Annotated in this window: 22 protein-coding genes; 12 read left to right on the top strand and 10 right to left on the bottom strand. The window is 51.4% G+C overall.

From position 1 onward, the window contains the following. Positions 1-468: 468 nt before the first annotated feature. The 3 genes from EKM97_RS06215 to EKM97_RS06225 form a co-directional block, all read right to left on the bottom strand. Entirely contained in the window at positions 469-1,407 is a 939-nt protein-coding gene (locus tag EKM97_RS06215) for an AbiH family protein (protein WP_125571529.1), read from the bottom strand. Between the two features lie 907 nt (positions 1,408-2,314). Beyond that, positions 2,315-3,190, bottom strand: coding sequence for a DMT family transporter (locus EKM97_RS06220; RefSeq protein WP_125571530.1), 876 nt, complete (start codon positions 3,188-3,190; stop codon positions 2,315-2,317). Positions 3,191-3,437: 247 nt separating this feature from the next. Further along, positions 3,438-3,815 (bottom strand): winged helix-turn-helix transcriptional regulator, encoded by a 378-nt coding sequence (locus EKM97_RS06225; RefSeq protein ID WP_125571531.1) that lies wholly within the window; start codon positions 3,813-3,815, stop codon positions 3,438-3,440. Positions 3,816-3,928: 113 nt separating this feature from the next. Between EKM97_RS06225 and EKM97_RS06230 the strand changes: the two genes are divergently transcribed. After that, positions 3,929-5,113, top strand: coding sequence for an MFS transporter (locus EKM97_RS06230; RefSeq protein ID WP_125571532.1), 1,185 nt, complete (start codon positions 3,929-3,931; stop codon positions 5,111-5,113). Positions 5,114-5,252: 139 nt separating this feature from the next. Then, complete coding sequence (locus EKM97_RS06235; RefSeq protein WP_125571533.1) at positions 5,253-5,444, top strand: hypothetical protein; 192 nt, start codon at positions 5,253-5,255, stop codon at positions 5,442-5,444. A gap of 73 nt (positions 5,445-5,517) precedes the next feature. On the opposite strand, the gene EKM97_RS06240 is transcribed toward EKM97_RS06235, so the two are convergent. After that, on the bottom strand, positions 5,518-7,698 hold the full coding sequence (locus EKM97_RS06240) for a Tex family protein (protein ID WP_125571534.1): 2,181 nt from the start codon (positions 7,696-7,698) through the stop codon (positions 5,518-5,520). Positions 7,699-7,911: 213 nt separating this feature from the next. Between EKM97_RS06240 and EKM97_RS06245 the strand changes: the two genes are divergently transcribed. Beyond that, positions 7,912-8,760 carry a GW dipeptide domain-containing protein gene (locus tag EKM97_RS06245; RefSeq protein ID WP_125571535.1) on the top strand — a complete coding sequence of 283 codons (849 nt, stop codon included), beginning with the start codon at positions 7,912-7,914 and terminating at the stop codon, positions 8,758-8,760. Between the two features lie 127 nt (positions 8,761-8,887). Here the strand turns inward: EKM97_RS06245 and EKM97_RS06250 are convergent, their stop codons facing one another. Both EKM97_RS06250 and EKM97_RS06255 read right to left on the bottom strand, forming a co-directional pair. Next, positions 8,888-9,337 (bottom strand): GNAT family N-acetyltransferase, encoded by a 450-nt coding sequence (locus EKM97_RS06250; RefSeq protein ID WP_125571536.1) that lies wholly within the window; start codon positions 9,335-9,337, stop codon positions 8,888-8,890. A 60-nt stretch (positions 9,338-9,397) separates the two neighbouring features. Beyond that, positions 9,398-9,934, bottom strand: coding sequence for a TetR/AcrR family transcriptional regulator (locus tag EKM97_RS06255; RefSeq protein ID WP_125571537.1), 537 nt, complete (start codon positions 9,932-9,934; stop codon positions 9,398-9,400). A gap of 102 nt (positions 9,935-10,036) precedes the next feature. Between EKM97_RS06255 and EKM97_RS06260 the strand changes: the two genes are divergently transcribed. From EKM97_RS06260 to EKM97_RS06290, 7 genes are all read left to right on the top strand, one after another. After that, the gene (locus EKM97_RS06260) at positions 10,037-10,831 is read left to right on the top strand and encodes a hypothetical protein (RefSeq protein ID WP_125571538.1); all 795 of its coding nucleotides are present in this window, start codon (positions 10,037-10,039) and stop codon (positions 10,829-10,831) included. 90 nt (positions 10,832-10,921) lie between these two features. Beyond that, positions 10,922-11,320 carry a YxeA family protein gene (locus tag EKM97_RS06265; protein ID WP_164507461.1) on the top strand — a complete coding sequence of 133 codons (399 nt, stop codon included), beginning with the start codon at positions 10,922-10,924 and terminating at the stop codon, positions 11,318-11,320. 135 nt (positions 11,321-11,455) lie between these two features. After that, positions 11,456-11,665: a helix-turn-helix transcriptional regulator gene (locus EKM97_RS06270; RefSeq protein WP_125571540.1), complete on the top strand. Its 210-nt coding sequence runs from the start codon at positions 11,456-11,458 to the stop codon at positions 11,663-11,665. Next, positions 11,646-12,173 (top strand): DUF3278 domain-containing protein, encoded by a 528-nt coding sequence (locus EKM97_RS06275; RefSeq protein WP_125571541.1) that lies wholly within the window; start codon positions 11,646-11,648, stop codon positions 12,171-12,173. Before EKM97_RS06270 ends, EKM97_RS06275 begins: the two co-directional genes overlap by 20 nt. A gap of 110 nt (positions 12,174-12,283) precedes the next feature. Then, a complete protein-coding gene (locus tag EKM97_RS06280; RefSeq protein WP_125571542.1) occupies positions 12,284-12,496 on the top strand; it encodes a hypothetical protein in 213 nt (70 codons plus the stop codon). Between the two features lie 146 nt (positions 12,497-12,642). Beyond that, positions 12,643-12,954 (top strand): DUF2628 domain-containing protein, encoded by a 312-nt coding sequence (locus EKM97_RS06285; protein ID WP_125571543.1) that lies wholly within the window; start codon positions 12,643-12,645, stop codon positions 12,952-12,954. A gap of 84 nt (positions 12,955-13,038) precedes the next feature. Next, positions 13,039-13,485 (top strand): YueI family protein, encoded by a 447-nt coding sequence (locus EKM97_RS06290; protein ID WP_125571544.1) that lies wholly within the window; start codon positions 13,039-13,041, stop codon positions 13,483-13,485. 214 nt (positions 13,486-13,699) lie between these two features. Here the strand turns inward: EKM97_RS06290 and EKM97_RS06295 are convergent, their stop codons facing one another. Beyond that, complete coding sequence (locus tag EKM97_RS06295) at positions 13,700-15,400, bottom strand: hypothetical protein (RefSeq protein WP_125571545.1); 1,701 nt, start codon at positions 15,398-15,400, stop codon at positions 13,700-13,702. A 427-nt stretch (positions 15,401-15,827) separates the two neighbouring features. Here EKM97_RS06295 and EKM97_RS06300 point away from each other — a divergent pair, with 427 nt between their 5' ends. Both EKM97_RS06300 and EKM97_RS06305 read left to right on the top strand, forming a co-directional pair. Next, positions 15,828-16,106: a hypothetical protein gene (locus tag EKM97_RS06300; RefSeq protein ID WP_125571546.1), complete on the top strand. Its 279-nt coding sequence runs from the start codon at positions 15,828-15,830 to the stop codon at positions 16,104-16,106. Between the two features lie 90 nt (positions 16,107-16,196). After that, positions 16,197-16,688: a universal stress protein gene (locus EKM97_RS06305; RefSeq protein ID WP_125571547.1), complete on the top strand. Its 492-nt coding sequence runs from the start codon at positions 16,197-16,199 to the stop codon at positions 16,686-16,688. Positions 16,689-16,814: 126 nt separating this feature from the next. Here EKM97_RS06305 and EKM97_RS06310 read toward each other — a convergent pair whose 3' ends face one another. The 3 genes from EKM97_RS06310 to EKM97_RS06320 form a co-directional block, all read right to left on the bottom strand. Next, entirely contained in the window at positions 16,815-17,762 is a 948-nt protein-coding gene (locus tag EKM97_RS06310) for a helix-turn-helix transcriptional regulator (protein ID WP_125571548.1), read from the bottom strand. A 754-nt stretch (positions 17,763-18,516) separates the two neighbouring features. Then, positions 18,517-19,203, bottom strand: coding sequence for a methionine ABC transporter permease (locus tag EKM97_RS06315; protein WP_125571549.1), 687 nt, complete (start codon positions 19,201-19,203; stop codon positions 18,517-18,519). Next, entirely contained in the window at positions 19,203-20,264 is a 1,062-nt protein-coding gene (locus tag EKM97_RS06320) for a methionine ABC transporter ATP-binding protein (protein ID WP_125571550.1), read from the bottom strand. Before EKM97_RS06320 ends, EKM97_RS06315 begins: the two co-directional genes overlap by 1 nt. Positions 20,265-20,290 lie beyond the last annotated feature (26 nt).

Consider the following 20,290-nt stretch of genomic DNA (forward strand, 5'->3'; position numbering starts at 1 on the left):
CCTATGCATCTATTATACAACGATAACGGGTTAAGGAACTGTTACAGATAGCTTGGACAAATTATTCACCAGCCACTTCTTAATAATCTCACCATACCGTTGCGACTTCAACCGGAACACAGTCGGCGCACAAGTATGCGCAAGTTCCTGAATGATCATAGGCATATGGTTATTCGTAGGCTACTGTCGTTTCTTAGCACAATTCTAAACAATTCGCTTTGCCAAGTTGAATAATTAAGTCTCCCAAAAACGTCTAAAAAATCGTACACAAGCTAAATGTACGATTCAAATGTACGATTCATCAGTAAGTATTTGCGGGTCAGCTCAAATGTTGCACGCCGTTGCAGAAGTTATCGATTCATGTCGATTTTCACAGTGTTGCGTCGAGGAATCTTCTTTGAATAACTTGATGCGTCTGGATTTGTATGGCCTAGATCTTTTCCCAATTCATGTCCCGGAATTCATGTATTACATTTGATGAATAACAAGATCCATCTCAGTGAACCATCGAACTCGGTTTTTGAATGGCAATTGAGCAATGTCCGAATCTCCTAATTGCTTATGAAAACTGAATATCGTCCACATAGGTTGATTCAATTTATTGTCAATGAAGTTAAAGTATGGTCTATCAACAATGCCCAGAGAATGCCCAACAACAATAATCTCGTCAATCTGGCCAACCTTATCAGAGAGATACTTATCCAAAGATTTTAATTCCAACTTTTTTTGATTTTTCTTGTAGAATGCAAGAATTCGTTCTTCTTGCTGGGTAATATAGTAATCTGGTACATCTTCATCACCATGTTTTCTCGCTTCGTCATATTCTCGTCGAGATTGTGAGTCTAATGCTTCATCACCCGTAGCCAAACCTATTCTAGAGAATTTTCGTAGAATGTCTCTGTTGGGTTCAGAATATCCAAAGAGTAACGCACTTGGGTCATCATCTTCTGCAAAACCATGTATGTGCAGAATACCGTTAATATGACTATCATATTGAAACAAAACTTCCAGAGTGGAAGTATAATTAAAGCTTACAATAGCGCAATCAGAATCAAAGGCATACCTGTTTGATTTCTTCTCTAATTGCACATTTGCTTGGTTAGCCATCTGTGCAAGGGCCTCTTGACGAGTGTTCATTAATTGCGACATTCTCTCATCCATAGCTGCAATTCCTGAATCTCGGTCAGATTCATGGTCGGACATGTAATCTGGTGGGATTATCTCATTCGTCTCAAGATCTTCAAAGTCCATATTGCCCAAGTCTTCTTCATAGCCGCTCCACCACTGCAATGACGATTCAAACACAGAATCAGAATCAAGTTTGGCTAAAACATTTTGAAAATCTTTAATGCCAGTCTTTAACCCAAAATGCAAATCAAAACCATTTCCAATGATAACTAAATTCATAATATGATTTTCTCCAATTTTTTCCTTTAATATTCAGCAAAAAACGAATCGCAATCAATTTCGAAAGATATCCCACTTGATACGAAATGTTGATTCAGGAGCTGAATCAACATTTTGCTTCGATCATCGTTCAGAATATATCATAACGCACTTTGTGTGCCGAGAGACTCAAAACACATCACAGAGATATCAGATAATCAGAACTCATGGGCATCATTTGCAAACTGTTTCTCCTGTACGTTTGGTACTGAAGGCAGCTGTAGTGGAGGAATCTCGAAATAACGTTGAATTTTAACGAGTCATTTTTGTGTAAGACAATGTTACTTACACAAAAACAAACAACCCCTTACGGAACTTGTTATTCCTCTTGTCCCACGCCATTCTCCGTAATAACTTTACTTGATAATCTCAACATCCCGTTACGACTTCAACCGGAACACAGCCGACGCACAAGTATGCGCAATTTCCTGAACCATAGGCCTATGATTATTCGTAGGCTACTGTCGTTCCTTAGCACAATTCTAAACAATTCACTTTGCCAAGTTGAATAATTAAGTCAACAAAATCGTACACAAGTTGAATTTACGATTCGTCAGTAAGTATTCACGGGCCAGCTCAAATGTTGCACGCTGTTGCAGAAGTTATCAATTCATGCCGGGTTTCACAGCATTACATTAAGAAATCCTCTTTGAATTCCTTGATATGCCTGGATTCGAATTGAACCAAATTGCTAATATTCGCACCGTTACCACCAGATGCTGTAATCGATTCATGGAGCACGCCTTTCGGGGCGTGCTTTTTTGTTGCATTTTACCAGGCTGCACCAAGCACTCACCGCACAAAAAAAGAATCAATCCCGCAAGCGGAATTGATTCTTTTTTTCATGATACATTGGTCAGCTTGATATTCACCGCAACCGCAATGCGACCCAGATGCTACCAAAAATCAGCAAGGTGCCAAGCGCAAAACCAATTGTGAGTGTCTCCCCCAAGAAGAGCCAGCCGAGTAGCGCCCCAACGATGGGTTGAAACAAGAAGAACAAACCCGATAAGTTGCTGGCCAGCAAGCGCAAGCCAGCATTCCGAATTACAAAGGCCAAAGCCGTCGAGATTGCCCCCAGATAGAGGATGCTGAGCCAGATATGCGGTTGCAGAAAATTCACGTGGGCAATGCTGCCCCAATTTGCAATCGTACTTGGCGTGAGCGTGACGAACGCAACCAAAGTACCCACAAAGGTGACCTGCAGACCATCATATTTGGCATCCACCATCCGTACCAGCACCGACATCAATGCCCAAGTCAGTGCAGCAATAACCAAACACAGCGCGCCGAGTAAGACGCGCCGACCCGTAAACTGCAAACCTACAATCAAGATGACACCAGCGCTAGCCAGAACCAGGCTAATCAAGTCACCCCGAGTGGGTCTGACGTGCAGCAAGGCCCAGCTAAACAAGATCATAAAGGCTGGGGTTGCAGACGTCACCACAGCACCTAGTTGCGCGGACGACAATAGCGTCCCCGTCTCCTGGGTCACAATCGACAGGGCATAACCAATCAGGCCAATCAGCAGCATCAAGCGCCCGTTGCGCCAGTCCCACTGCCAGCGAACCCGCTTCACCACCATCATCACCAGCAGCACGATGACCGCAACGAGATAGCGCAACCAGACCAATTCCACTGGCGGAATCACACCAACGACCGACTTGACGACAACGAACATGCCACCCCAGATGCTGGCCGCAACACTTAGGAACAAGGCACCAATTATTTTACGATGATTCAAAATTTTCCTCCATTTCACTAGTCATCAGCGACGACTAGTAAAATGGCACATCATTCTCAAAAAGTGGCGCTAAAAACATGCAGAGTCCCTCCTTGTATGATTAATCGGCGCTTTACCACCTCGCACGAACATCCGTGACCATCTCTAGCCACTTTTTTCCGTCAATAAAACGTCATTTTCAACCATACTGTAAACTTGATCCAAATACCAGCCGGGACTGCCTGACTCTGCTAAGCCATGCACCAATTTACTCCGCTTTCGGTTCTAGCCGCACGTCATCGCGGTGTACGAGTTCAATCTCCTCACCACAGGCGCGCCGTTCGTCGATATTCCGTTCACCCCACTGGCACATGGCGGTCAGAATCGCGCTGAGACTCTCGCCCCGCTCTGTTAAGCAGTAGTCCACGCGCGGTGGTACCTGCTCATAAACATGGCGCTTAACGATGCCGTCACTTTCGAGCTCACGCAATTGCTGCGTGAGCATTTTCTGCGTGATTTTGGGAATCGCCCGCCGCAACTCGCCCGTGCGCATGGTGTCATGCCGCAGGTGGCACAGAATAATTGCCTTCCACTTGCCGCCAATAATCGCCATCGTTGCTTCTACGCCAATGTTATATGTTTGCATAAGTCCCCCATAGGCACTAAAAGGTGCGTATCGCACTAAATAGTGCGTAGTTGTGTAATTGTTCCTACCCAGTATACTTACTATTCGTAACCAAATCAATTGGAGGAACAATTATGGAACGCACAACGAACACACAAGCATCAACTAGCGCCAAGCTCACACTGCTCGCCCTTGCTCTATCCGCCTTCGCAATTGGCATCACTGAATTCATTGCCGTCGGGGTCATGCCCATGCTGGTCACGACCTTCGGCATTAAACTGAGCACGGCCGGATTAACTGTGTCCCTGTATGCCGCCGGAATCACAGTCGGCGCGCCCCTGCTGACGGCACTCACCGGCAGTGTGCGGCGCAAACACTTGCTGCTCGCCGTGATGATCACCTTCATCATTGGTAATGGACTCACCGCCATTGCACCGAGCTTCACCCTGTTGCTGGTCGGCCGGGTTATTGCCGCCTTCGCCCACGGTTTGTTCATGTCAACCGCAACGGTAATTGCAGCCTCAGTTGTCGCCGCAGATAAACGGGCCAGCGCGATTGCGACCATGTTCACCGGCTTAACCGTTGCGACCGTGACGGGCGTGCCGCTGGGAACTTTCATCGCGCAAAACGCCACCTGGCGCATTGCCTTTACGTTTATCGCTGCATTCGGCTTGCTGGCGCTCCTCGCCAACTGGCGGCTAGTCCCAGCGAACCTGCCCCAACCAAGCGGGACGAATGCCGGCGGCTTCATGCGCCTGCTCCGCGAACCGCGGCTGGTGACTGGCCTGCTGATTACCGCTTTGGGTTATGGTGCTAGTTTCCCCGTTTATACCTACATTTCGGCCGTGTTAGGCAAAATTGGTTTTACCGGCCAATCCCAAGTCTGGTTCCTGCTGCTCTACGGCATCATGGTGGCCATCGGCAACACCCTCGGCGGCCGCTTCGCCAATCGGCGCCCCTTGCACGCACTTGCCTGGATGTTTGCCGCCGATTTTGCCATCATGTTGTTCATGCCACTGGGACTAGTTAACTCGATCAGCGGCGTGATTTCCATTCTCCTCATGGGTCTGTTTGCCTTCATGAACGTGCCAGGTCTGCAGCTGTTCACCATGCAAGTCGCCGAAGCTAAGCATCCCCAAGATGCGCAGCTGGCCTCCGCCCTTAACATCTCCGCGTTCAATATCGGGATCGTACTCGGCAGCACGCTCGGCGGCCGGATTCTGGACAGCTTCAGTTTGCACATGACCCCGATGGGTGGCGCACTGTTCGCGGGACTGGCCCTGCTTCTCACCTTGTATCTCGCACGCAAGGAAAAATAGCCGCGTGGGTGGCACCGCACAAATCCGTCCTTAGTCCGATTTGCTGCTGCCACGTTGGGCGTATGCTCGATGCTCGCAGTGTAAAGAATGACGCATACACACCACATTGCTAGACAGGCGTTTCAGTGGCGGCAGACTGATGGCAAAAACGGATATTCGAGTTGAACGGGTGGGTTTGAGTCCGAGTGCCCTAATCGAAAAAGTCGAGGCAAAGCTGCAAGCAAGTGACTACCCATTTCTCGCGCTCGCGTTCCGCCAAGGCTTCACCTGGGCACGGACGGATGAAGAAAAACTCGACCTCATCAAGCAGTACGTCACGATCGTTGACTAATTAAGCACAAAAGGTGCGGCCGGTAGAATTCACTTCAGAATTCCACTGGCCGCACCTTTTGGTGTATCCAAATTTACTTGCCCGCTGGGTCCACCATCGTCAGCTGAATACGCTCCCGCTGGGTATCAACGGACTCAATCCATACTGTCACTACGTCGCCGACTGCGACCACCGTTTTCGGATCGCGCACGAACTGGCCGCGCTTCATTCGTGAGACGTGGACAAGTCCGTCATGTTTGACGCCAATGTCAACGAAAGCGCCAAAGTCAACCACGTTGCGCACTGTCCCCTCCAGCTTCATACCTGCCGCCAAGTCTGCCATCGTCAGCACATCCCGGCGTAGTTGCGGCGCGGACATCCTGTCCCGCTCATCGCGGCCAGGATGCTGCAAACTATCCGCAATGTCAGCGGCAGTCGCGGCACCAACGCCAGCCGCAACTAGCGGCTGTAAATCAACGTCCTTCACCCGCGCACGAGCCGCGGCATCGCTCAAGTCAGCCGGCTGGAGTCGCGCACTCGCCAAAATGGCCTTGGCCACCTTGTAACTTTCTGGGTGAATGTCCGTATTGTCGAGCGGGTTCTTCCCACCGACAATGCGCAGGAACCCCACAGACTGCTCAAATGCCTTTGGTCCCAGGCGCGGCACCTTTTTGAGCTCCGCGCGGCTTTCATAACGGCCGTGTTCATCCCGATAATGGACAATATTGGTCGCCGTTGTTTTCGTCAAACCCGAGATCCGGGTCAGCAACTGGTAACTCGCCGTATTGAGGTTGACCCCAACCCGGTTCACCGCCCGTTCAACCACCGCGTCCACTTCACTAGACAGGGCCTGTGCAGGTAAGTCGTGTTGGTACTGCCCCACGCCGACCGCTTCCGGGTCAATTTTGACCAGTTCGGCTAAGGGGTCTTGCAAACGGCGGGCGATACTGATAGCACTGCGCTGCTCGACATGCAGATCTGGAAATTCATCGCGGGCTTCCTGACTCGCGGAGTACACGGACGCGCCAGCCTCATTGACGATGACGTAGAAGACATCCCGCTTGATGTGCTTCAGTGCCTCCGCCACGAACCGCTCGGATTCCCGACTCGCGGTTCCGTTACCGATGGCAATCATCGTCACCTGGTAACGTTCAAGCAAATCAATGAATTCCTGCTGGGCTGCCTGCCGCTTGGCCTCTGGTGCTGGCTTGTGCGGGTAGATTACCGCCTTAGCCAAGAACTTCCCATTCTCATCCACCACGGCTAGCTTGCAACCGGTCCGGTACGCGGGATCAAAGCCCAGCACCACCTTGCCCTTGATAGGGGTCTGCATCAGCAAATTATACAAATTCTGCCCGAACACCTGAATTGACTGCGCTTCTGCGGTCTCAGTGAGTGCGCCGCGCAGTTCGCGCTCGATGGCAGGACCCACAAAGCGCTTGTAGGCGTCTTGGTAAGCAGTTGCCACAAATGCCGTTGCGGGGGTTTCCGAACGTTTACCCACAATCCGAAAATGGAAGTAGTTCATGATTGTGGCCGAGTCGACTTGCACTTTAACGCTCAGAATTTTCGCTTTCTCGCCGCGGTTAATGGCAAGTGTCTGCGTTGCGGACACCTTCTTCAATGGCGCCTGAAAGGCATAATACTGCTGATAAACCCCCTTCTCGTCCAGGGCCTTGTCCTTGCTCTTAACGCGCGTCTCTAGCAGCCCCGTACGCTGCGTATAAGCGCGCACCCAGTTGCGAATGGATGCAATCTCGCTAAAGCTTTCGGCCAGAATTTCGTGGGCACCGGCCAGTGCATCCTGGACCGTTGCCACTTCCTTGGCAGCATTCACGTACTGCCGTGCCTCCTGCTCCAGTTGTCCATTCGGCCAGCTGAGTAGCCACTTGGCCAGTGGTTCAAGGCCCCGTTTGCGCGCCACCATTGCTTTAGTCTGCCGTTTCTGCTTGTACGGCAGGTAAATATCCTCGACATCCTGCAGCTTGGTACTGGCCTGAATGGCTTGTTCCAGTTTGGCGCTTAAGGCACCCTGCTCCGCAATACTCTTAATAACCGCTACTTTCCGGTCCTGCAAGGCAGTTGCCCGCTTGTAGGCTGCCTCGATACTCTGAATCTGGACTTCATCCAAACTTCCCGTCATTTCCTTACGGTAACGGGCAATGAACGGCACGGTGTTCCCATCGTCCATCAAGTTCAGCACGGTTTGCACCTGGTGCGGCGTGATCCCGTTTAGTTCTTTTTGCACCAATTCAAGTGTTTGTTTTTCAATCACGATGTCTTTCCTCACAAATCCACTACTGACGATAACCCTACTAGTCTAACCTAAAGTGCCACTTTAGTCATGAGGACTGCCCGCACACTCAAGTTGCGGATGTGCAACTGGCAAGAATGTTCCCCGACCAGAAGCAAAATGGGGATTCTCTTTTCCAAGAACAATTGTTATATTTATTTTGAAGTTGGGAATGTTCAATTGGAGGAGAATCAAATGATCAGCAAATCACGTTTGCGGACTGGGCTCTTTGCCCTGCTCGCCAGCATCACCATCGGGGTTGCCATCGGCGCCGCGAATACAACGCACGGAGGCCAAACCGTGCAGGCGGCCAAGGCGTATTCCAAAGCGACCAATCAATATGTGACGGTAAAGAAGTCCGGTTATGCTTTCTGGAAAACTTTTGGCTTTAAGACCAAGCTCCACGACAGCAAAAACTACTTGCAACGCACCTTGCAGGTCAAGCGCATCTATGGCCGCAAAGACGGCAGCAAGTACTACTCCGTTTACCGCGGCGGCAAATGGTACGGCTATTTGAACGCCAAGGCGGTGGCGAACACCAAGTATGCGTACGGCGCAGCGGTGAAGCCGGGCAAGACTCTGTACGTCGGCGGTACCGTGCTCAACAAGCAGCGCTTCCACCACGAGTCTGGCTGGATGGACATGAACTTCAAGAAGAAAGTTTTCATTAACCTGACCAGCTTGCCATTCACCTACACGGTAAAAGAAATCTACTACCACAGTAACGGTGCCACCTACTACAAGTTGTACTTCCGCAATCAGTTCTATGGTTACCTGAATGCTAGCCAGACCAAGAAAACGGACTACATGGGTCTAGGCACCTTGGTATTTCCCGGCAAACATGTCATCACCGCTGGTGATGATGGTGCCAATGACAAGGATGACTACATCTACAACCGCAGCTTGAAACGCATCGGCAAAATGGCCAAAGGGACCAACTACCTGATGAAGAACGGCTACTACCCTGCACAGGGCGCACCAATGGTCTCCCTGTACACCAGCAACGGCAAGAAGTTCCTGGGTTACGCTCAGCACAGCTTCTAATACATCGGCGCGCATTGCCAACTTCAACCCACCCCAGCACGTCAAAACACCGGATTCTGACTCGAATCCGGTGTTTTTTTGTTGCAACTTTACATTTGTTGACTCAAGTCGCCAATGAGCCCGTCACTCACAATTTACTCTGGTAATGAATCCAGCCAGACTCGCGCTCGCCAACTTGATCATACAGCGCCTGGGCGCCGGTATTTGACACTCGCGTTTGCCAGTCAACCGACATCGCCCCATGGTCGCGGCCCCACTGCAGCGTTGCTGTAATGAGTGCACGGGCAATCCCGCGGCGGCGGTATGCCGCGGCAACAAACAAGTCATTCAAAGTAACCGTCCGTTTCAGGGACCGCTTGTTGAAGCCGTAATACAGAAAGGCAAAGCCCGCGATGTTGTCATCTTCAATCGCGAGTAGCAGCCCGCCCAAAGGATTATCGGCGGCAATTAATTGCTGAACGTGCGTGGCCACCGCTGCGTGATCCGCCGTGTGCGGTACTGGACTGGCGGCATAGTACCCGTCCACCAGTGGCATTAGGGCCTGAATATCTGTGGCGCGTGCTTCCCGAATTTCCATCTCGTTAACCTCTTATCGCGTATTTATCGCCAGGATACCTGTTAATCACACGCAGTGCAACTACGCCAATACTGCCAGTGTGGCGGTGAGCAACTGCCGGTTGGTGGTAACCACGTCCGCATACTGCACCCGCTTAACATGATTGAACCAGTACACATAAGAATTCACGACGCCATAAGCGGCATATTGGAGTGTGAGTTGTTGCTGCGCGGTGGGCTGGCCGGATACCAGCTGCTCGCAAAAGGTGGCAAATAGCATCTCCTGGAGCTCTTGCACCAACTGTTGTTCATGTAGGTTTCGACACATGTAGGCAAAAGCATCAAAATTGGCCATCAGGATGCGGTCAAACACCTTCAGCAAGGTCTGCGCATCCATTTTGCCAGTGCTCAGCGCGCGCTCCACTTGCCGGCGCATGTCCTCTTGATATTCCGTGAAGACGTCCTCCACCCGGTCGTAATGCGTGTAAAAGGTGCGCCGCGTTACCTGGGCTTCTCGGCAAAGTGCAGAGACACTAATACGGTCAATGGGCTCATGCGCAAGCAACACGAACAACGCCTTGCGCAACGCGGTTTTAGTTTTGACGACTCGTCGATCCATGCCAACCTCCAGATAATACACAGTTTACGGCTACAATGTATCCCAATGCCAGTTATTAGTGGCTAAACTTGTATCCATCCTAACACATTTGGAGGTTTACCCATGTGGCATTTATTACAAAGTTTATTTAGCACTTTTCCAAGCGTGAATTACAGTGCCCACGATTTCGTGTCGGCGCTCGGTAGCAGTAATCCCGATTACATCCGCAATCTGGCGGTGGCAGGGTTAACTTTTGCGATTGGCTTCATCGAGTACATTTACAGCTTCTTCTTAGTCCGCCGTGAGCAAAAGTCGCCCTATAACTTGCTGATGCATTCCTTCTACTTCGCCATTGATTCGATGGGGATTTTCGTATTCGCCCTGGCGGCGCACGCTACCGGTGGTTTCTGGATCTTTGTTTTCGCCTCCCTCGCCGAAGTTGTCTGGACGCTTTTTGAAGTCTATAACCTCGTCCTGTGCGTGTATGTCGAACGTGAAGACATCTGGGGCGTCGGCGTTAGCGTTGCCTCTGCTTGGCAGCGCGTTTGCGGCTGGATCATCGTCATGATTGTCTCTGTTAACTTATTCCGGGTCTTCATGCACGATCCGGTCATGCTCAAGTGGTACATTTTCACCAACATCCTGATGGGCATCATGCCCGGCCTGTACTGGGAAAAACGCGGTACGCGTTTAGGTGCCAGCTGGGGACTCGCCATTGTGATTCTCATCGGCACCATCAATTCTTTCCTGCCGCTGAACATGTGGCCCGTCATCAGTCCCTACTTCTCGATGACCAACAATCCCTGGTTCTACGTCGTCGGCGTTGTGGCGATTTTCTTTGCTGCCCGCGCGTTCTGGGTGCTCGCCAAACTGCCAGCTAAACCCAAGTTGCTCAACGGAAAGAAAACCATCTGGTAATCCTGCCGAACAGAACCCGCCTCTAGTCCGATGTTTCAATTCGCCAAGGCCGTTATGCTAGAACCATCAACAGATACCTTGGAGGGAATCATGAAAACATTGCAACATGTACTCACTGGGCTACTCGTGCTCATCTTGATTGGCGCTGCCGGTCTCGGCGTTGCTGCCGCCAACACGCGCAACAACACGAGTGAATTCGCGGCAGCACTAGACAATCTCAATCCACTGGTGAAGGACGAGACAGTCTATGTCTCCACCAACGTTAAACCCGACCGCCACTTCATCGGTGGCGGCGGCGAAGACGAATACGTCTACACCGTCACCAGTGTCAACGCAGCCGGCAAGCAGCGTAAGCTCCAGTTCCTGTCTCAATGGCGACTTAAGCCGAACCGCTACCTCGCCATTCAGGCCAAGGGCCAAAACGTGGTCAGCTGGCAAGCAACGACGGCCAGCAAACTTCCACAGAAAGTCAAAATGAAACTTGGCTAGACTAGAAAAACGTTACTCTGACGAGTAGCGCTTTTTATTTGGTGAAATGTCAATTATAGTTGACACAAGCTAACAAGTTGCGTATATTCTAAGTGTCAGATAAATGTGACACTTAATTGAGAACGGAGGATGGCCATGAATCATGTTCGCGAGTTTCGCCGCGCGCAGAAACTCTCGCAATTAGCGCTTGCCAAGGAGATTGGGGTTGCCCGGCAGACGATTAACCTGATTGAGAACGGAAAGTATAATCCCTCCCTCGATCTGTGTCTCAAACTGGCTTGGGCGTTGGGTACCGATTTGAACAGCTTATTTTGGAGGAATCAAAATGAAGACGAGAACGAATGAATCCTTACGTGACCACTGCGTGCGCATCGTGTTCGGCATCCCCGGACCGCTGGATGAGTATGCACGCCAGGAACTGGGACGCATCAGCACGAACATTTTGGCATTCATTGCCGTTGTGCAACTCATTGGACTCGGTGTTGCCCTGTGGGTATCTGCTCGCTACGGTGATGCAGCAGCGTTCAACACGCTGGTCAGCATCATCTTGTTGAGCCTAGTTGGGGCGCTTGGTTTCTACGGCACTCGGTCCTTAAGCCGCGCCCAACTCACGCGGCGTGAAGTCTCCGCCGCCGACTATGCCCGGGTGCGCCGCCACCAACTACACCGCACTTCCTGGACAACCATCATTAGCACCGCCGGCTACGGGCTACTCAACTGGCTGTGGTCCTCAGGAGAATCACTGGCCCACCTCACAGTGACCGACTGGCTCCAACTCATCATCTTTGGTTTTGGCTTCTTCATTGTGATGTACGTGAATAACGTGCTGTCCATCAAGCGTTACACTGAATAAACTTGTGATCATCATATAAATTATCTTTATACCAATTCTCGCTCATCTGCCAATAATTCAGTGTATAATATTCTTTACTAGCACACTGACCAAATCTGGGGGGATTGGGTATGGCGATACAGTTTTGTGTTCTCAAAATTGATGATCAGACGTATGTGGCACCAAACAATGCGCCTGTCGAGGGTGGTCCAATTTTGCCTTGCACTTACGAACAAAATGCAATTATTTTTGGCAATCCGGACAAGGCACGCACGTTTGCAAAGAAGGTGCACCTAGAACATTTCCAGGTGGTACCAGTCACCGCGGCGCAGTTGCGGCACTAAATGAATAATGAGCCACCAACGCTGAACAAATTGTTCGGCGCTGGTGGCTTTTTTATGATTAAATACATGGACAATCCCCCTGCACTAGACTAGTATTATTGCTTAAGAAATAAAAAATTCGTTATTTTTAATTTGGAGGAATTATTATGTTTGTCACACTTACGAATGCGCGCACCGGTCAGGCGCGGCAAGCCAAAATCGGCTTTTCCTGGACTACCTTCTTCTTCGGCTTCTTCCCCGCTCTCTTCCGGAGCGACTGGAAGTGGGCACTGATTATTGCCGTTCTCCAGATTGCTACCGGCGCCTTCACCTTTGGGATCAGCACTGGCATCATTTCCATTATTTTTGCCTTCATTTACAATAAGCTCTACATCAACGACCTGATTGCGAACGGCTACGAACCCGCTAGTTCCGCAGACGCCGACGTGATGCGGATGAAGGGCTTCGTTGTTCGTTAATTTTTCCTAGCTCTCACGCCGATTACTAGCAAAATAATACTAGTTTGCTACAATAGAAGTAATTGCTATAAGGAGGCGAGCGCAATGGCTGCGAATGACGATCAAGTCCAAGAGCACATTACCAGTGCCATCTTTGGTCCTCGGCAAACGAAGATTGATGAGCGGCGGCACTACCTCGGCTCACTGCGCGAACGCGTGGAACTACGGCTAACGAACGATGAGATTGGTGATCCGGCGACACTACGACGCTTCAAGGCGGTGTTGCCACAATACCTGGATAAGGATTTGCAGGTGTTGATTAACGGTAAGGAGGGCATGGGCATCAGCGGTCCTTACGTTAAGCTCTGCTCTCAGTCCAAAATTCCCTTCACCCTCATCAACAACGAAAATGCCAAGTTGGATCCTGATGAAAGCGGTTTGCTCATTGTTGCTAAGGAAGCGGTTTTCCGCAGTGACGACGACATTAAGCTACCACCAGAACCGAAGGCAGAACCAAAGAAGTCCGGCTGGTTCTCATCCCTATTCAAATAAAGAGGGCTGTGACAAAAGGCGGTTAGCTACCGGTATATAAGACAAGGCCAGTGGAAATCCCGAACTTAGGATTTCCACTGGCCTTGTCTTATATATTAGGGAGCCCTTCGGTGTCCGTCTCACTACGCGCTGAAGCGTTAGGTCGACTGGCTGCCTTTTGGAGCGCGACCACAATGTAACGATTTGTCACCCTTTTTCGTTCAGCCATCTTCAGTTAAGCCAGAACTGCCCGCAAAACTGGCGTCAGCACATCCTGCGCGTCGCCGTATGCCGGCTTGCTGAAGGAATGCAAAGCGGGGTTGGCATTCACCCCCACCACACTCACCTGATTTTCCTGCTGCGGATCCAGGGGCACATAACTGTTGACCACGGCCAGATCCACGCTGCAAAATTCCAGCCCTAACGCCGCGGCCGCGTCAATGGCCACTTGCTCATAGCTGCTATCCAGTTCAGCGCGACCGTTGCGGTGCTCACCGGCCGCCAGCGCAATGCTATTGCGGCCCAAGTATACCTGGCTACCCCGCCCCGGAACCGCATCGGCCGCAACGCCCTGCAACGTTAGATATTCCTGCACCCGCGTATCAAATGCCAGTTCGGGGTAGCCCAACTGCGCATTACGCTGATTATGCCGCGTCAGCAGCGCCTGCACCTGGCTGCGACCATCGCCAACCACGTAGGCGAAATCTGTCGCCAGAACGCCAAGCACCTTGCCGCGGAGCACGAGCAGCTTGAAGATGTCCCCGCTCTGAAAAGTTTCAATCTGGAGTTCACCGTCCAGCGCCGCAATTTTGGCCTGCAACTGCGCTTCTTGCGGGGTGCTGAGCAGCATATCGCTCACACCAGCCCCTTGCTGACGCGTCTTGAGCACGATGGCCTTCGTTGCAAAACTGCTGCGCCAATCCTGCATTAATTGTTGCGGGTCACGATAGACACCAACCAGCGGCGTGTTGATACCAGCCGCGGCCAGTGCGTTCCGCCGCGCAAAGCGATCCTGACTCAGCTCAGTGGCAACGTCCGTGTTGAGGCCCAACGCGTTGCTGCTGATCAGTGCCTGGGATTGACCCAGCTTTAATTCATAAAGTGCCGTCTGTGGGCTCAGCTGCTGCACATCCCCGCCGGCGGCAATGTTCGCTTTCATCAGTAAACCCGTGTTGTCTTGGGAAACGGCAGCAGCCGGTTCCGTTAGGTTTGGCAGCTGATAATCGGCGCTGTAGAACGACCGCAGGTAGGCCGCAAGATCAAGTGGCGCCTTGTCCGCATCCAGCAAGGCCCACACAGTATCCCGCAGCAAGGCCAACGCCGCCACGTTGGTCCCGACCAGCAGTGGCACGTCCACTTCCAGTGCCAGAACGCCTTGCTGGTCAAAATGCTGGCCCACTAAGCCAACAGTCCCCAACTGTTCGCCGACAGGGCGCACCTTGAAAGTCTGCGCATAGGCTTGCAGACTTGACCAATCAGTAGTAGCAGCCGGCGTTACTTTTGCCCCCAAGAGCGCGTATAGCGACGGGGTATGCGCGAGTTTAGCAGCCAGACGCAGGTAGATGTGGTTGCGGTACTCTAGGTAGCTCGGCATCTTGCCTTCCTGCGCCAGCGCCGCGTAACTATCACCCAAAGCCATCTCGGGCAGGGTCAGCTGGACCCGCAGTCCAGACGTCAGAAAGGTCCCCGCCCCGCCCGCATCATGAATGGCAGCTAAGGCCAACTGCCGCTGCTGGAGCGCCAGTGCGAGATTAGCTTCTGTTTTGCTCGTCACAAAAAACTGTGCCCCCGCGGCGAAGAAAAAGGGGCTGTGCGTGCTCTTTTTCACGAGCGCTGCTGGCACTGTTTGCGCGTCATGTAAACTGAGCACCCGCACTCGTACGTTGTGGCGCAGAGGTGCCATGCCCAGCGCAGCCATTTTGGTATAATCTGACATTATGTTCATCCTCGTTCATTTATTCGGCTTTCCGGGACCAAGTACTTGTGAATCACCCCGTAGAAAAGCCCGGCCAAAAGCTATCTTTTCCATCATAAGACAGTTCGGAAAAGTTGACCAGCACCGCCACGCATATTCCTTGCACGTGGGTCCCCATGATGCTATATTGAGGGTACGGAAGTTACTAAGGTGTTCGCTCTTCCCTTTACATCAGTTGAGCTTACAATCTCGATACATTGGGGCATGTTGGCGCCGCTGACGATTGTGCTATTACACGTAGCACACAGCTCAGTGGTACTTTGCCCCACCTGCTTAACGCGGGTTCACACGATCGGGGAAGCTTAAACGGCACTGCTAGTTATCCGTAAACAAAAGTTTTCTTTTGGGCTGGCCTTGTGCCAGCTTTTTATTTATGGAGGAATTTCACATGCTCAAAATTGTCATGATTATTTACGCCCTACTCTTACTCGTGGTTGCGGCCTACCTGCTCACTCACCGCAAGCGCAGTTTCTTACTCTTCAGCAAACCAAGTGGTGAGTTATCCGCCAGCATGACGGTCACCGCAATCCTGCTCATCCTGTGCGCAATTGCCGCTGTGGTGGCCGGCTTCATCGGCAGCAAAATGATTGCCCTCATCGTCATTGCGTTCTCCCTGCTCTTTATTTTCCTGTTTGCAAGCGGCCTCACCCGCGCCATGAATAACTAAGTCAGATTGCCATAATTAACTCCCAAACGTTCTTGAAAAAGCTTTCACAACCATGTATGCTTAAATTAGAAATTGAAAGGGGCGTTTATTATGTTGCAACAATACAAACACATTCTTGTCGCGATTGATGGTTCTTACGAAGCTGAACTTGCATTCAAGAAGGCGGTCGAAGTCGCGAAGCGTAACGACGCAGATTTGTTCTTAATTCACATTGTAGATACTCGCGCCTTCCAGAACGTATCCAGTTTTGACTCCGCGATGGTTGAACAAGTGACCGCCACGGCGAAGAACACCATGGAAGAATACATCACTGCTGCTAAGAAGGAAGGCCTCGAGAAGGTCAGTTACTCCATCGAATACGGCGCACCGAAAACGATCATTGCCCGCGATGTTCCGAAGCAACATGACATCGACCTCATCATGATTGGGGCAACTGGGCTCAACGCGGTTGAACGCTTGCTCATTGGTTCCGTCACCGAATACGTCACCCGCCAGGCAACTTGCGATGTCCTCGTGGTCCGCACCGACCTTGAAAACAAACCGGCACTTGCCATCGGTAAAACTGCAAAAATTGGCAAGTAATTAGTAGCAAATTTCACATTATCACCGCCAGAATAAGCTCTGTTTTATGAGCGATTAAAAAAGACGTGGCCATTTTCCAGACTCGGAAAATGGTGCACGTCTTTTTTGTTCACCCCATTATCAAAATTATTGAGCGGAAGCGACGTTTTTTGATTCAGACACGGCCTCTTCCGCCGCGGCTGGTACTTCCGCATTGGCCTCAAGCACAACGGTATGCGCGGCCAGGTTAATAATGCGCGCGAGTACCCGCGCATTTTCCTCGTCCGCGCTCGGATCACTGCCGAGTTTCTGGAGACATTGAGCGCGCATATCATACAACTCATCCAGCAAGTACAGACGGCCCTGACCAACCGCCTGCGCAATGCCGCTTTCCGCATCATGCAAATCCTCTTCTGGATTACCGAGCAAAAGCGCGCACTGGCCGCCTTGCAGGCGCATCGTGAGTTGCACGTCCAGTTGGCGCGGTTTGGTGAAGGTTAACTCATCCACAAAGTTGCGTGCTTCCCGCAGATAGATCCGCGCACGATCCAGCTTTCCCTGACGCGCGTAGGCGAGAGCCAACCCAATTGTCGCCAGCACAGTCAGGCTGTTGTGCGGTCCCTGCTGTGCGGGTGCGAGCACCCGGTTAAAGTAATAAATTGCTTCATCGTAATCGGCGTGTCCCAATAATTCGCCCAGCCCATAAAGATAGCCGAACTGCCGCCGTGCTTCCAAATCCTTAATTTGTTCCGGATCATTTTGGCTCAAAATACTGAATGCAGCGTCATAATTACGTTGTTTGAGGTATTCTTCAATCTGACTGAGTTTATGCTGTGTTGTGATTGAATCGCCTTGAACGATGTCCTCAAGCGCAACATCAAGTCGCCGCGCAATCTTCACGAGGGTATTCAAACTAGGCACCTTGTTTTTCTTCTCAATGAGCGAGATTGTCGCCTGCGTGCAAATGCCTTTTGCCAGTACGCTCTGCGACATCCCCCGCTGCCGCCGCAACTCGCGCACCCGTTCACCACGAACGTTGATGACTTTCTCGCTCTTCTTGCTATCTTTCTTGGTACCATCTTTCTTGTCGCTCATTCATATTCTCCTTTACTAAACTGAACCCCACCAGCAATTAATATCTGTATCACACTTTAAATTATACTGTCGTGACAAGATTGAGAATATTGTTTTATTTGCAATCCACATTTGACCATTAGTTTTTTCTGATACGTTTAGACTTAACTGCATGTGAATTCCACAACAAACGCTGTCCGTCAGCGTAAGTGTTTTGGCGACGAAGTCGCGCACGGCCTCTGTGCCGTTTGCATACCGCCGCTAGGCGGTGAAGTCGGCAACTCCGGCGTGAGTAGTATTCACACGAATACTCAGTTATGAGAGTTTCACAAAGAACCAGCACTGACTAGTTGCGCTACTAGGCCGCGTGCAAGGAGAGACTCGTGATATGCGGGCATCTCAATGTGGCGTTGAAAATACCACCACAGTCGTATAATGAATGTACTTAGGGCCTGGGGTGAATTGGTGGAGCACTCGCGGGCAGGTGACGCGAAAAGAACAGGCAGACCCATGTCAACCGGCGATAGCCGTTTTGCCATGGGTCTGCCTGTTCGGGGTGAACCTTTTTGACGTGGGTTTCGGCAAAAAGTTCAGCGGTAGCCTGGCTTGCCAGGCGTGAGCGACCCCGCGTTGCCTGCCCGCGAGTGTGGAACCAATTCGCCCCAGGCCCGACCTTCGGTCAATTTTCACAGAAGCCATCCTTGCGGATGGTATTTTCAACACTTACGCTGACGGACAACAAAAGCCGCCCCCAAGGACGGCTTTTGCATAGTTTTTAATGATGTGTTTTGCGAGCGAAGATGTCGCCGATGAACTGGACAGCGAAAACCAGAATCATGATGAAGATCAGGCTGACCCAGATAACGTCGTTCTGGTAGCGCAGGTACCCTGTGTTGATGGCCAGGTTACCAAGACCACCACCACCAATGGCACCAGCCATGGCGGTGAGTCCGATAATACTGATGATGGTCAGCACGGACACACGGATGAGCTCCGACAAGCCTTCGCGCAGGTAGACGCGAAAGACAATCTGCATTGGCGACAGGCCCATTGATTCGGCAGCTTCAACCACCCCAGGGTCAACTGTCAGCAGCGCGTTCTGCACTTGCCGCGCGTAGAACGGTGCGGCACCAGCAATCAGGGGTACCAGGGCGGCGGTTGGGCCAATCCCGGTGTGAACAATAAAGCGGGTCACGTCGTTCAAAACCGCGAGCAGGATGATGAACGGAATGGACCGGAACACGTTAACCAGCTTGTCGAGTACCGAGTAGAACGGCCGGTTTTCCCAGAGGCCATGTTCCCCCGTCAGCAGTAACAAGATGCCAACGATGAGGCCGATGATTCCGGCCACCAGTGTGGTCCAAAATGTCATGTACAAAGTTTGGTTGATGGCATCGACAACACCATCAGGACCGCTCCATAGCGGTACAACGTTCGGGAAGAATTTTTCAATGATACCCATTACTTCTTACCTCCTGGAATCTGGACTGCAGTTACCGTCACGCCCTCGTCCTTCAGGAACTGCAATGCAGTGTCGATGTTGGCCGCTTCACCGGTCAGCACCACAATCAGGTTCCCAAACGGCGTGTCCTGCAGACTCTGGATGTCGGCAAACAAAATGTTAGCCGTCACCTGGTACTTAGCGAACAAGGTTGCAATGATTGGCTGGTCGGTTGAATCCCCTAAGTAGGTCAGGCGAATCAGACGCTCATTTGGTCCCAAGTTCTGGACGGCTGGCTGCTTGGCGATAGTTTCCAGCGTGCTGTCGAGCTGCATTGTGGTATCAATGAAGTCCTTGGTGAGCGGCTGCTGCGGGTGCGCAAAGATGTCGAGCAGTGACCCACGTTCAATGACCGCACCTGCTTCCATCACGGCAACACGTGAGCAAATCTGCTTAACGGCTTCCATTTGGTGGGTAATCAGCACAATGGTGAGCCCCAGCTTGGTGTTCAATTCTTTGAGCAGGTTCAGGATGGACACAGTCGTTTTGGGGTCCAGTGCGCTGGTAGCTTCATCGGAAATCAGCACTTCCGGATCTGAAGCCAACGCGCGGGCAATCCCGACACGCTGTTTCTGACCACCGGAGAGTTCAGCTGGGTAAGCATCGGCACGGTCGGACAAGCCAACGAGGTCGAGCAATTCGGCTACCTTTTGCTTAATCTCCGCCTTACTCTTGATGCCGCGCAGTGGGAACGCCACGTTGTCGGCGATTGTGCGGCTGGCCATCAAGTTAAAATGCTGGAAAATCATCCCGATTTTACGGCGCTTATCGCGCAATTCGCTGGCGGACAAGCTGGCCATGTCATCACCGAGGACGGTCACACTACCGGAGGTTGGCCGCTGCAGCAAGTTGATGAGACGCACCAGTGTGGACTTGCCGGCACCAGAGTACCCGACAATGCCGTAAATGTCGCCGCGGTTAACGTCGAGGCTGACGTGGTCGACAGCGTGAACGGCCTCTTTTTTCTTTTCTTTGAAGACGACGTCAACGTCATCGAATGTAATCACTGTTTCAGCACTCATTTGCAAATTCCTTCCGTGTTGTTCCG

Origin of the sequence: Lacticaseibacillus songhuajiangensis, assembly GCF_003946025.1 — a bacterium.
In the GTDB taxonomy this organism is placed as follows: Bacteria; Bacillota; Bacilli; order Lactobacillales; family Lactobacillaceae; genus Lacticaseibacillus; species Lacticaseibacillus songhuajiangensis.

Coding starts and splice junctions, on each gene's coding strand:
- EKM97_RS06225 (WP_125571531.1), bottom strand. CDS start 3,815: ATGCAAACATATAACATTGGCGTAGAAGCAACGATGGCGATTATTGGC.
- EKM97_RS06295 (WP_125571545.1), bottom strand. CDS start 15,400: ATGTCAGATTATACCAAAATGGCTGCGCTGGGCATGGCACCTCTGCGC.
- EKM97_RS06320 (WP_125571550.1), bottom strand. CDS start 20,264: ATGAGTGCTGAAACAGTGATTACATTCGATGACGTTGACGTCGTCTTC.
- EKM97_RS06305 (WP_125571547.1), top strand. CDS start 16,197: ATGTTGCAACAATACAAACACATTCTTGTCGCGATTGATGGTTCTTAC.
- EKM97_RS06315 (WP_125571549.1), bottom strand. CDS start 19,203: ATGGGTATCATTGAAAAATTCTTCCCGAACGTTGTACCGCTATGGAGC.
- EKM97_RS06285 (WP_125571543.1), top strand. CDS start 12,643: ATGTTTGTCACACTTACGAATGCGCGCACCGGTCAGGCGCGGCAAGCC.
- EKM97_RS06270 (WP_125571540.1), top strand. CDS start 11,456: ATGAATCATGTTCGCGAGTTTCGCCGCGCGCAGAAACTCTCGCAATTA.
- EKM97_RS06265 (WP_164507461.1), top strand. CDS start 10,922: ATGAAAACATTGCAACATGTACTCACTGGGCTACTCGTGCTCATCTTG.
- EKM97_RS06275 (WP_125571541.1), top strand. CDS start 11,646: ATGAAGACGAGAACGAATGAATCCTTACGTGACCACTGCGTGCGCATC.
- EKM97_RS06260 (WP_125571538.1), top strand. CDS start 10,037: ATGTGGCATTTATTACAAAGTTTATTTAGCACTTTTCCAAGCGTGAAT.
- EKM97_RS06290 (WP_125571544.1), top strand. CDS start 13,039: ATGGCTGCGAATGACGATCAAGTCCAAGAGCACATTACCAGTGCCATC.
- EKM97_RS06300 (WP_125571546.1), top strand. CDS start 15,828: ATGCTCAAAATTGTCATGATTATTTACGCCCTACTCTTACTCGTGGTT.
- EKM97_RS06245 (WP_125571535.1), top strand. CDS start 7,912: ATGATCAGCAAATCACGTTTGCGGACTGGGCTCTTTGCCCTGCTCGCC.
- EKM97_RS06250 (WP_125571536.1), bottom strand. CDS start 9,337: ATGGAAATTCGGGAAGCACGCGCCACAGATATTCAGGCCCTAATGCCA.
- EKM97_RS06235 (WP_125571533.1), top strand. CDS start 5,253: ATGGCAAAAACGGATATTCGAGTTGAACGGGTGGGTTTGAGTCCGAGT.
- EKM97_RS06280 (WP_125571542.1), top strand. CDS start 12,284: ATGGCGATACAGTTTTGTGTTCTCAAAATTGATGATCAGACGTATGTG.
- EKM97_RS06310 (WP_125571548.1), bottom strand. CDS start 17,762: ATGAGCGACAAGAAAGATGGTACCAAGAAAGATAGCAAGAAGAGCGAG.
- EKM97_RS06215 (WP_125571529.1), bottom strand. CDS start 1,407: ATGAATTTAGTTATCATTGGAAATGGTTTTGATTTGCATTTTGGGTTA.
- EKM97_RS06255 (WP_125571537.1), bottom strand. CDS start 9,934: ATGGATCGACGAGTCGTCAAAACTAAAACCGCGTTGCGCAAGGCGTTG.
- EKM97_RS06230 (WP_125571532.1), top strand. CDS start 3,929: ATGGAACGCACAACGAACACACAAGCATCAACTAGCGCCAAGCTCACA.